This window comes from Paraburkholderia sprentiae WSM5005 (genome assembly GCF_001865575.2).
GTDB classification, from domain to species: domain Bacteria; phylum Pseudomonadota; class Gammaproteobacteria; order Burkholderiales; family Burkholderiaceae; genus Paraburkholderia; species Paraburkholderia sprentiae.
Map to the genome: position 1 here is coordinate 822,398 of NZ_CP017563.2, position 12,120 is coordinate 834,517.

6 protein-coding genes and 1 pseudogene are annotated in these 12,120 nt (G+C 59.2%); 1 reads left to right on the forward strand and 6 read right to left on the reverse strand.

Going from position 1 to position 12,120, the window contains the following annotated elements:
- Nucleotides 1-287: 287 nt before the first annotated feature.
- The 4 genes from BJG93_RS32335 to BJG93_RS32350 form a co-directional block, all read right to left on the reverse strand.
- Complete coding sequence (locus BJG93_RS32335) at nucleotides 288-1,718, reverse strand: IS1182 family transposase (RefSeq protein WP_231337635.1); 1,431 nt, start codon at nucleotides 1,716-1,718, stop codon at nucleotides 288-290.
- 327 nt (nucleotides 1,719-2,045) lie between these two features.
- Nucleotides 2,046-3,068: an IS110 family RNA-guided transposase gene (locus tag BJG93_RS32340; RefSeq protein ID WP_027194731.1), complete on the reverse strand. Its 1,023-nt coding sequence runs from the start codon at nucleotides 3,066-3,068 to the stop codon at nucleotides 2,046-2,048.
- A gap of 371 nt (nucleotides 3,069-3,439) precedes the next feature.
- Nucleotides 3,440-5,638, reverse strand: a complete 2,199-nt coding sequence (locus BJG93_RS32345; protein WP_027194536.1) for a hybrid sensor histidine kinase/response regulator — start codon at nucleotides 5,636-5,638, stop codon at nucleotides 3,440-3,442.
- Between the two features lie 438 nt (nucleotides 5,639-6,076).
- A complete protein-coding gene (locus BJG93_RS32350) occupies nucleotides 6,077-7,051 on the reverse strand; it encodes an alpha/beta fold hydrolase (protein ID WP_027194537.1) in 975 nt (324 codons plus the stop codon).
- A gap of 82 nt (nucleotides 7,052-7,133) precedes the next feature.
- On the opposite strand from BJG93_RS32350, the gene BJG93_RS32355 reads away from it, so the two are divergent.
- Nucleotides 7,134-7,571: an RrF2 family transcriptional regulator gene (locus BJG93_RS32355; protein WP_051374195.1), complete on the forward strand. Its 438-nt coding sequence runs from the start codon at nucleotides 7,134-7,136 to the stop codon at nucleotides 7,569-7,571.
- Between the two features lie 216 nt (nucleotides 7,572-7,787).
- Here BJG93_RS32355 and BJG93_RS32360 read toward each other — a convergent pair whose 3' ends face one another.
- Entirely contained in the window at nucleotides 7,788-8,747 is a 960-nt protein-coding gene (locus BJG93_RS32360) for an SOS response-associated peptidase family protein (RefSeq protein WP_027194538.1), read from the reverse strand.
- Nucleotides 8,748-11,371: 2,624 nt separating this feature from the next.
- Nucleotides 11,372-11,550, reverse strand: a pseudogene (locus BJG93_RS36725) (SOS response-associated peptidase family protein); the annotation flags it as partial.
- Nucleotides 11,551-12,120: the final 570 nt, after the last annotated feature.

Sequence of the window (12,120 nt, forward strand, 5' to 3'; positions counted from 1 at the left end):
GAACAGGGCGTCTTTGGCCGGCCAGATTGATGTCCCTTCTGGCCGCTGAACGAGCGCTCGCCTTGCGACAATCAGATGGCCGGTTGCGAAGCAGAGCCGACGCCTGAGCGGCCTTCCGGCGGCGCATGTGACCGGCAGTTTGTGGCCCAGACCGTGTCAAAACGCGTCGCCGGTGGGAATTTGACGGCACGGTGTCTCGGTAACAGATTGCGGCTTATCGATTGCGCCACGACAAACGCCAATTCAGCGCTGAACGTATCGCAAGGACCGTGATGGGCGTGTGGGCCTCACACCCGCATCGCCTTCATAACCGTTTCTGAACCGAGAAGCTTGATAACCCGTTTCATGTTGTAGGCGAGCACGTGCAAGCTCATCTCAGTGCTCACCCGCTCGATAGTACGCGTCAGGAAATGAGTCGCGCCCATCCAGGCCTTGATCGTGCCAAAGGGATGCTCGACGGTCTGTCGTCGGGTACGCATCATGTCTGGGGCGAGATCAAGCCGGACCTGCATCTCTTCGAGCAATCCTTCGTGCTCCCAGCGTGTCACCCGGCGTTCGGTACCTGGAGTGCATTTGTCTTTCAACGAGCATTGTTGGCACTGCGAGCTCCAGTAGCGATCTAACTTCAGGCTACGTTCGGTTGTCTTGTAGCGCCATATGAGACGTTCGCCGGCTGGGCATCTATACTCGTTCTTCTCAGCATCGTAGATAAAATCTTCTTTGCTGAAACGGCCGTCAGCGGTCGCGGCCGAGGTCTTTGTCTTTGGAACAAACACCGTGATGCCAGCCTCGTGGCATGCGAGTATCTCCTCGCTCTTGTAATAACCTCGGTCAGCAACTGCCGTTAGTTTATCGACGCCGATTTCCGTGCGCGCCAGCTTGGCCATCGACGTGAGTTGGTCACGATCGATGCCGTTGTTGGTGACTTTGTGCGCGACAATCAGATGGTGCTTTGCATCGACTGCTACCTGCACGTTGTAGCCGACGACTCCGGTCCCTCGCGTCTTCATCGAACGCGCGTCCGGGTCTGTGAGCGACACTTGCTTGTCCGGTGTTGCGTCGAGTTTAACTTCGACTTGCCTGAGGATTTGCATCTGCTCCTTGAGGGCCGCAATCTTGTCTTGCAGCCGGTCTGTCTTCGCCTTCGCAATCGTAGGCTCCTGACGATCTGCGGTGTCCATTTCCACCAGATAACGGCTGATGCTTGCCTCGATATCCCGCATTCGCCGTTCTAGTTTTGCGCTCGTGAAGTTGCGGTCGCGATGGTTCACCGCCTTGAATTTGCTCCCGTCTATCGCAACTAGCGCTTCGGCGAAGAGGTCCAGACGCTGGCATAGCATGACGAACTGACGACAGACGCTGCGGATCGCTTTGCCGTTGTCTTTACGGAACCGCGCAATGGTCTTGAAGTCTGGCGCCAGGCGGCCCGTGAGCCACATCAGTTCGACGTTGCGCTGAGCCTCGCGCTCAAGGCGTCGACTGGATTGAATTCGGTTCAGGTAACCGTAGATATAGATCTTAAGCATCACCTCTGGGTGATACGAAGGTCGACCTGTTAGCGCTGGCTCAACACCTTCAAACCCGAGCTTCTGAAGATCAAGCTCATCTACAAAAACATCGACTACGCGTACGGGATTGGTGTCCGTCACGTAGTCGTCAAGTGCTTCGGGGAGGAGAAAGCTTTGTGAACGACTGTCGCCCTGAACGAACCGCTTCATCTCGCTCATCCTCCGCTATCGGACGAGAGATTTTAACGCGTCAAAAATGACGTTTTGACACAGTCTTATATGGACACCGCCCGGTTTGCCAAGTTGATCTTGATGTGACGCCGTAACGAGGTATCGGCTGCGGTCTTATATTCGGCTTTCCGCAAGCCGAAGCCGCGAGCCCTGATGGAATGCGCCAAGAACGTCCTCATCTGGGCCGCGTGCTACAGGCACAAGGCTGTGTTCAGGTTTGCGTTCTTGCGGTCCGACCTGTTTTGCCATCACATGGAATCAATCTTAGCAACCTACCAATTTCTCAACGTTCCAAGTCTGATACTGCTACGCAGCTCTCACACTGACGTGATTCTTTTCGTAACTGCTCTCGTGGGCTAGTATGGCCCAAGCAATTCGCGCCATCTTATTTGCAAGAGCCACGGCTACTACGTTGTTAGGTCGCCGCTCTTGAATTCCTTTCTGCCAAGCAGTTGGTACCTTGGCGTGACACAGGACGGAGCGCGCCCCGTGAATCAGCAGCGTGCGCAGGTATGGGTCCCCTCGCTTTGAGATCGAGCCCAATCTAACCTTGCCGCCCGTACCGTTTTGTCGAGGAACAAGCCCGAGAAATGCAGCGAACTCACGTCCCGACTTGAACGTCTTGGCATCTCCAACTGTTGCGACCAAAGCGGTGGCGGTGAGTCTGCCGATGCCCGGCACTTCGGAGATTGCGCGACACGCCGCTTCCTGTTTCTGCCAGGCACCGATGCGCTTCTCGAGTTGACTGATATCGTCCTCAAACGCGTTGATACGTCGTAGCTGATCTTGCAGATTAAGGACGATCGGTCGTGGCAACGTGTCCTCTAACTCTGCCATGCGTTCGCGGATTTCAGTGAGTCCTGCCAATCGTCCGGCCCGAAACGTCGCGCCGAATTCGTAGAGCAACCCACGTAGCTGATTCACCTGCATCGTCCGAAACTTGACGAGCAACGAGCGCATGCGGTGCAGGCTCAGCATCGTTTGCTGATCTTCTGTCTTTGCAGCAACCGTGCGCATCCCGGGTTGCTGTACAGCCGTCCAAATCGCCCGAGCGTCCGCTGCGTCGGTCTTGTTCGTTTGTACGAATGGCCGAATAAATTGTGCATGTAGTAGCACGACCTCGTGCCCCAGCGCCCGAATCTTACGCGCCCACCAGTGAGCACTTCCGCAAGCCTCAAGCGCCACTCGACCTGCTGGGCGTTGCGCGAAAAACGCGATTAGATCGTCGCGTCCGAACCGGCGATTGGCTATCTCACCAGTTTGTGCGTCGACCCAGTACATCTGGAACACCCGCTTTGCAACATCCAGTCCATATGTCGTAGCATTCATTTAGGGCCTCCGTTCCTCAGTGGTTGTGTCGCAGCTCCACTTTGGCACGTTGATGCCGTTCGGTTCTGGAGGCCCTCAATGTGCCCACCTCCCCGAAGGGAGGGCGGTGTCCATTCCATCTGGGCCGACTACAGCCCGATGCGTGGCGTGGCGACGGGGCATCGTCGAGCCGGCCGCGTCGGTCAGAATTCGACCCAACGCAGCCACTCGACGCTTACCATCGTCAGCGTCTCGTAACGGCGAACTTCAGTCATAGGGGGCCTCCATTCGTCGCTGCGGTCGGTGTCACGACCAACAAAAGGCACCGTTATTCGGGATAAGGCTGCGTTTTGTGCAAACATTAAATCAGCAATCTGCTTTGAAAAGATCCATTACACCGAAGGCCGCTCCCCGCGAGATGCTCCGGTCAGCGCTTCGACCAGTTCCGCAAGCGCAACCGGCTTGACGAAATGCCGTTCGAATCCTGCTTCGTTCGAACGCCTGCGGTCCTCGGCCAGCCCGTAGCCGGTCAGCGCGAACACCCTCACGGGCGTCGCCGTCTGCTGTGCGCGCAGCGCGCGGGCGAGCTGATATCCGTCCATTCCGGGCAAGCCAATGTCGAGTATCGCGAACGCCGGGGAGAACGCCGCCGCTACCTCGAGCGCGGTCGCTGGATCGGTCGCCGTCGCCACGTGGAAACCCATCTCGACGAGATAGGCTTCCATCGCCATCAGGCCGTCCTTGTTGTCGTCGACCAGCAGCACGCGCACGCCGTTGCCGTCCGGATGCGGCGCGGCCGGCTGCTTCCCGCGATCGGTCGTGGGTGCCGATGCGGCCGGGAGCGTGACGGTGAAAGTCGCGCCCCTACCCGGTCCGTCGCTGCTTGCGACGACCGTGCCGCCGTGCAGTTCGACAAAGTTCTTCACGAGCGCAAGACCCACCCCGAGCCCGCCGTTCGCGCGGTCGATCGTCGTCTGTCCCTGTTCGAAGAACGAGAACAGACGCGGCATCAAATCCGCGCTGATTCCAACGCCGTTGTCCGCCACCGACACGACGATTTCAGTGGTGCTCGACACGGCTTTTACATGAATGCGCCCATCCGTCTGCGTGAACTTTGCGGCGTTGTTCAGCAGGTTGCCGAACACCTGCGTGAGACGGACGGGATCGCCGGACACTGTGCCGCCGTCGTCTGCGAGGTCCAGCGACAAGGTCTGTGAACGTTGTTCGAGCAACGGATTCGCTGCCTCGATCGCGCGCGCAAGCACCGTCGCGATCGGCACGGGCTCGCGGGCCAGTTCGATCGTGCCGCGCGTGATGCGACTCACGTCCAGCAGATCCTCTACGAGCCTCGACAGATGCGCCACTTGACGCTCGATGATGTCGTGGTGTTTGTCGGTCGTGCCGCCGTTTTGCTTGCGCACGAGCACGAGCGCGGTCGAGATCGGCGCGAGCGGATTGCGAAGCTCGTGGCCGAGCATCGCGAGAAATCGATCTTTTGCACCGTTCGCGTTGCGCAGATCCGCGAGCAGCGCTTCGCGCTCGGTGCGCGACTTCTCGACGGCCTCGCGTGCACGTACGTAGCTGGTCACCTCGACGGCACTGAGGATCACGCCGTCGACGTTTCCCGACGACGCGCGCAACGGTTCGAAATGAAGCGTATAAACGCGCTCGTCGCCGTCGCCGGTTCGGTTTGCCCGATACTCTTCATGGACGATCGGCACGCCATCGGCGAACACGCGCTGCAGCGCGGCGACAATCGCGCCGCCCGCCTCCTCCGGAAATGCGTCGAGATAAGCGAGGTCGATCAGGTCCGCGCGGCCGACCATCGCGAGATAGCGGGGATTCGTCAACTGAAACGTATGCCGGCTGCCGAGCAGCAGTGCCGACGCGATCGGCGAATTCATCAGCACGGCATCGCGCTGAAGCTCGGCGCTCCTTCGGCGGCGCATCTCGTCTTCGAGCGACGTCGCGCGCTGCTGCGCGAGCGCGAGCCTCAGATGCAGGTCCTGATCGCCTGCGTCGCGCCACGCACGGGTAAGCAATACATGCTGGTGTGCGTTGCAAATGTGACGAAATAGCGGCGTATGCTCGGCGCCGACGAACGCCCGGTCAGGATACGCGCAGAAAAGCGAGAACCGGTGCTCGCGGGCGAGTCCGTTCCACAGGTCTTCCAGATGCAGCGCTGCTTCGCCGAGACCCTGCGCGTACAGGATCGCGACCATCTCGCCGAACGCGTGCACCGGCTGCCCTGCTCGCACGGTCCGCGCGACGAGCGCACCGACCGTCGACATGAAGCGCGCGTCGTCCGGCCACCCGTCGACCATGAAGCCGTCGAGCGCGACCTGCGCGTCGACGAAAACGGCGTCGTGCGCGCGACGCCTGGCAGTATCGGCCGAGTCGAGCCATGACGTCAGCGAGGCAACGTGATCGGCGGTGGCGATCGCAATGGCACTCCCCCCCGCGCCCAGCGCGCGGTGCAGAAACGCGCCGACGTCCTCGATCAATTCGACGTCGGACTCGTAGAACTGGACGAAATGGTTGGAATCGTGTTCGGTGTGCCGAGCCGCAGCCGGCTCTATGCTGGTCGTCATCGTTAAGCCGTATGAAAACTTCGCTGCGAGCTGCGAGACTCGCGGTCGAACATTGGGGGAAAAGCTCGCGGGCATCTCCGCAAAAATCATACCCTGCGCCGCGTTCGCGCACGGTGAGGCGGGCGAACGCGTTGCGGCGGGAAGCGGGACGACACGGACGTCAGTTACAACCTGAAGGTCCAGCGACCAGAGTGCCGATAAGGCTGACACATCCCGGTAGAAGCCTCGAGTGAGTACATTGAGGTCTCCACGGCCGTCTGACCGATGACGAAGCATAACGGTCACGTGAGTGGCAGACTGGTATCGGCGGCGACAGGCTGCAGCTGGCCGACCTCCGCCTGACAGCGATCGGCAGCACGCGACCCTTCTCCGACATACCGATCTGCGGGAAGAATGGCTGCTAACTGTAGTTGAACCGTCACACTGCGCCGGTGTACATCAAAGCTCGCGGAGAAACTCAATCAATGCCGCGTTGACGAAATCGGGCGCCTCCTGTTGCAGCCAATGCCCTGCTTGCGGAACGACTCGAGAGGCTGACAGCTTGGGCACGAACTGAGGCATGCCGCCAATAATTTCGTGCATGCCTGGCATTGCCAGACCTGTATCTCGCTCGCCGACAAGGTACAGGGAGGGAACCTTGACGAGCAGGCCCTCGAAAGCCGATTGCATTTCCCAATTGCGGTCGAGGTTGCGGTAGTAATTCAATCCACCGCGAAAGCCAGAAATGCTGAATGCCCGGACAAACTGGTCGAGATCGGTGGGTGCGAGCCACGCAGGTAACAAAGGCGGATCTATCAGAGAGTCGAGGAGCCCGCCACTGCGGGGCATTAGTCCGAATGGATTGGGCGTATTTGCGTCACGGGTTCCGACGTCGCCTGATGCAGAAAAATAGATCTTGCGAAATGTGGCCCTAACGTCACGCTCGAATTCGCTTTCGGCCAACCCGGGTTCGGAGAAATAATGCGTGTAGAACCACGCCTGGTCAGTCTGCGGGAAAAGCCGGCTCGGCGCCATCGGCGCGCGGCCCATCATTGGTACTCCGAGCGCGGCGACAGCGCGAAAGCGGTCAGGCCGAAGCAGCGCGGCTTGCCAGGCGATGGTTGCACCCCAGTCGTTCCCCACAACAACTGCGTTGCGCTCTCCAAGAATATCAACGAGCGCCACCAGGTCACCGACAACGTCCAATGTTGTGTACTGCTCAATTGCCGTTGGACACTCGCTTGATCCGTATCCACGAAGATCCGGTGCTATGGCGTGGAAGCCGGCTTGCGCAAGTGCCGCCAGTTGATGGCGCCAGGCATGCGAAGTCTCCGGAAAGCCGTGACAAAGAAGCACCAATGGGCCGTCGCCTTGTTGAGCCATGTGTAAGCGAATTCCGTTTGCTTCAATAAAGGTTTGACGGTATGCGCTCATGGGCTGTTCTGGAGAGGTTGTAGCACGCAGCAATCTAAATATAGCGTAACATCAAAAGTTGCGCATTATCAAGTTTCCACTTATGCAACGCGATACCCGACTGGCTCGACTTCTGCACATCCTCATCCACATGCATCTTCGCGGAGGCGCAACAACCTCAGAGACGATTGCGCTAATGCTGCACACGAATCCGGTCTTTGTTCGCCGAACGATGGCGTCGTTACGCGAATCGGGGTTTGTTAAGTCGACCGGTGGTCCAGGCGGCGGATGGGTGCTCGCCTGTGACCTCGAAGATCTTACGGTGAGAGATGTCTACCAAGCCATTGGACACACCGCGCCGTTTGTGATTGGCCTAGCCGACGACAATCGCTCTTGTCCAGTGGAGGCGGCGGTAAATCGCCACATCGGCGAGACGTTGGGTTCGGCAGAAACCTTGTTGCTTGAATCGCTTGGCAAACGGCGACTCTCCGAGATCGCGCACGACGTCGCGTCGCCAAAGCCGCGCAAAACGGATGAATAATCTCGCGGAGCAACGGAATGGTAGCGATGGACGCAAGCATCACGCGCCTGACCGACAACGATTTAAGCCATGAACGTGTGTCGGCTTGTAGCCCGCGAGCAGCCGTCGGTTTGCGCGCTGTCAACGTCGCTTGTTGACCGCTTCTAGTTATCGATCGCCTTTCGGCCTAGCGCGCTCAGTTGGTTAGGAACCGACGTTCACTCGAACGGCGACCGGTCAGGCCGCCATCCGGTGCTCGTAGTACGGTCGATATCGATCATCCAGGATCGCGTGAAGCGCCGTCAGATTCGCCGGATCCGGATTTAGCCAAGCATCGATATTCTCTGGCTTGATCGGCACGATACAGCGGTCGTGGCCAGCCGAGGCAATTTCCGCCGGCGGTTCGTCCGTGATCGCCGCGAACGACAGCAGATCCGCCTCGCCAGGTGCCCTCCAGTGTGACCACAGACAGGCGACCAGCATCTGGCCGCCCGTGTTCGGCTGGAATTCCAGCACCACGTTTTCATCCTGCTCGCCGTCCTGCAGCTCGCGCCCTTCCATCCTGGCGCGGCTGACGTTCTCGTAGAACGCGCTGACGATCATCAGGCCGTGCGAGTAGCCGAATAGCTCCTTCCAGAATCCTTCGAGATTGTCCCGCCGCGCGTTGTAGGTGCCGGGATATTTGCTGTCGTAGAACTTCGGTTTGCCAGCCGGGCGGCACTGGTAGCGCATGGGTTTGATCACCCGCTGGCCTTCCTCCACGACCATCACCGGCGCGTAGGTGCCGGGAAAGATTCGCGAGTCGCGGTCCTTCAGCTCGACACGCCGGAGATCGTCGAGTCGGCGGATCGTCGCGTCGATCATGCCTGCGGCAATGCGCTTGCTCTCGGTAGCGGCCTTTGTCGTCCTGGTCTGGAGCGTCCGCTCAGCGTCCGCAAGCCGCGATCGCTGCCTGAATAGCTCCTGTTCGAGCGCCGTGGCCTGCTCTGCGTTGAACCGGTCGATCGCCGCCTTGATCCCGCGCTGTTCCTCTTCCTGCGGATCGTCGAACGCCGCGTCCATGGCCTTCGGGATTTTCACCTTGCTCCCGTTCGCGCGCGCCCAGTACAGTTCCGCGAACTCACGCAAGCTCATCCGGGCGCCGAACTCTCGAACGAATTTCTTGTAGTCCGCTTCGATCTGCGCCGAGTAGCACATGGCCCACTCCTTTCTGAGACGACCCTATGATACCGCCGTCGCTCCTCGATCTACTGCACGTCCATACAGTAGTTTTGATGTCGGCGGGGGCAACCCGTCCGACGAATCAGCGGAGGCAAAGATGGATACGACGGATCTGAACGGAGCGCAATTGGATTACTGGGTGGCATGCGCAGAGAAGCTGGATCAAGCTTCGAACCGGACATTCAGCGGCTACTGGGCAAAGTGCTCTATGGGAGCTGGCGGGCCTCTAGCGCTTTTTCCACAGCGCTAATCACAGGTAAGCGGACAGTCACTAACGTCCTTGAACGGCGGCAGCTGGGCCGAACCCGGACCGATAGCTGAATTGAGAACCGCTTGCCGGCCCGCAGCGGATGATCGTCGCAAGTCGACCCGTTTCTGCCAGTCGATCCGTGGCGGTTCCAAGGGCCGGTGTCTGAGCACAACGGCCATTTCCTGGTCGGGTGCCGTTGGGCGAGGTCACCGATAGGAAAGTGGCATTTCGACCGAGGCGCCCAGCGACTTATGTTCGGAGACCATCCACCATGGCCCCGGCCACCCGGACATCTCTCGCAAGATAAGTGCGGTAGGTAACATAGGCACGTCGCACTTTCGAAATCGTAACCTATCATTTTCTGACCGAATCACTTTCGAAAACGAAACAGGCTGCTTCATTCTGCAGTGTTCAACGTGACCTCGCCGTGCGAAAAATCTTCGGCGAGTAGCGCGTGCATCGACTTTTGTGTTGGCCGACGAAATCCAGACGGTATGTCTGCCGCGACTAACGAAATCAGACATGAAAGGAAAGGGTGTCAAGACAGGGGCGGCGTTGTTTCCCGTTCAAGGAGTTATTTTCGAAAACGAGCATCGCTTTAAGGCAGCAAAAATCAGCCAATGGCTTCGCTGTCGGACAGTATGCAGATCCACCATTGGGACCACGTGTTATTAACCGTTAGGGGACCTGCACCGCTGAACCCTAGCTGCGTTGCTCGTTTCCCATTAAACGACCAGAGCAGGACGGAGGCTTCGTGTCGTGTATGGCACGTGGTCGCCCATTTGTGTTGATCTCTGTTCCAGCACGGCAAATGATGAGACGTTATGCTATCGGAGCGCAGGTTTAAATCTCGCGACGCGATCGTTCAGCACGGTATACGCCGTTTTAAGACTGAACCTTTTGCTCCGATCACGAATTATCACGCCGCGATCTTGGCTACGGCAGAGCGTGATCGCGGGGGTGAAATAGAAGTAGTAAAGCTAATGAACACAGTTGTAGATTCATTTCTATCAACTCTTGATTTCTTCCTTAGCAGCCATCGCTATGAAGAAGCTGGTGCAAAGGATTTCATCATTCGGAGAATGCCATGGCAGGGGCGAGTGGAAGCGACGAAGATATGGTGACAGGGCGCGTAAATCGAGCAGAAGGCCTGACAAGACTTTGGGCGCAGGTGCCCCCCGGGCAGCCAAACTTTGGCGGACCTGCGATCTTTGTCGTGGAGGTGGCACGCAACAAAGACGACGATGCCGATTACGGCGACGGAGAGACTTTCACCCCCGCTAACGCATGCGACGGACTTGTGGCCGTGGGTTGGAGCGGGAACGGTGCACTGGGCACCGGTGCGGGGGTGGTAGGCAAAGGGGGGGCAAACCAGGGTGCCGGCGTGATCGGATTCGGCAGCGGCACCAAAGATGAAGACGGGTCTGGCGGTATCGGTGTCCAAGGTGTCGGTGGCTCGTCGAACCAGGCTTATCCTGGACCAATCGTTCCACCCGGTGCCGGCGTTGTCGGGCTAGGGGGAGCGAACGTCACACTCCAAAATCGCGCCCGTCTTCCGCACGCTCCCGGCGTCATTGCAATGGGTGGCGCGCAAGGGCCAGTGCCTGAGCTCACAGAGACGGGTGGTGTAGGCGTGTGGGCAAAGGGGGCGGATGCGGACGCGGCTATGCAGACGCCGCTCGATGCAGACGGAATTGGGACGCCTGGCCCTGACGTGGTGGTCGGACCTCCTGGGCCGGAGGCTGGCGTATTTGCGCGTGGTGGTGTGTCAACCAACCCGGCCATTTCCAATCTCGCTGCGGCGGGGGTGATTGGGCTGTCAGGGGGCATGGTGCCCAACCCGAGTATCGGCGAAACCGGGGGCATTGGCGTCTTCGGCGCTGGGCCGACCGGAGTGCGTGGTCAGGGCGACGTCGGCGCCGGAGTCCATGGTGTTGGTCACGGAAACGAATGTCGCGGCGGACAGTTCGAATCGGCTCATGCGGCCCAGTTGCGGCTCACTCCGCAAAAGTCGAAGGGCCCATATCCAGCCACTATTACAAATCATCAAACCGAGGCCATCGCTAACGGACTACGGGGGACTATGCGACTACCGAGGGACGGACAAGGCGGCGACCTGCTCGCCCTGACGAACGACACTGGATTATGCACACTGTGGTTTTGTGTGAAAGGTGGGAACGGCACCCCAGCGCGATGGGCTCAGGTGCTACTCGGCGACCCTTTTGATGGCATCGCCTAGACACTAAGCTTGCTCGATAAGTCTCGCGCTTTTTTACACGCTCGTCGGGCGCGAAAGAAAGCGAAAAGCCACTTCGGGACGGTTCGCGTCGGTCGCATAGTCCGCACGTCGTTAAGTCGCCACCCGATGCTCGTAGAAGGGCCGATAGCGATCATCCAGAAATTCGCAGGGTCCGAATTCAGCCACGCACCAACATTATTCGGCTCGATCGGGACGATGCAGCGGTCGTGGCCAGACGCGACGATCTCCTCGGGCGGCTCGTCGGTGATGTCCGCAAAGGAACGAAAGTCCGAAAAACGGGGAATGGACGTACAGGCATTCAAATCGTCGATCCAATCGCCGAGTTAACTTCCGCTAAAAGTTGAACACTTGTTCGTCAAAACCTGAGCCGCCGGTGGCACTGAGAGGCTTCGGACGTCTTTGCTTGGGAGCGAGAGCAAGCCGACGTCCCAAGTGGACTTCCGGTCCGCGACAGAATATTGTTGTTTGTAAATGGATAATCCAAGGGAAGGGGTAGCCGAGAGAACTCCCTCCTACGACGCGCGGATGGGCCGTTGTTCGACTCTAGGCGACGCTCGAACGTCCGGACTGCGGCGCGGGTGAATGACCGCAGATGGCCGAACCGGGACCGATAGCTGAATTGAGAACCGCTTGCCGGCCCGCAGCGGATGATCGTCGCAAGTCGACCCACTGCCGCCGTTCGACGCGGCGCCGCGTCAACGGCTGCTTCGCGGAGTATTACCGACCTTCGTGACTCCATCCAAGCGTGCGGGCCACACGCCGGTGGCGCAATGGGATCTTCGAGCCAGCAGCACGGAAGACCAACACGCTAGACCGTATGCGACGCCGCTTGGCAGTTG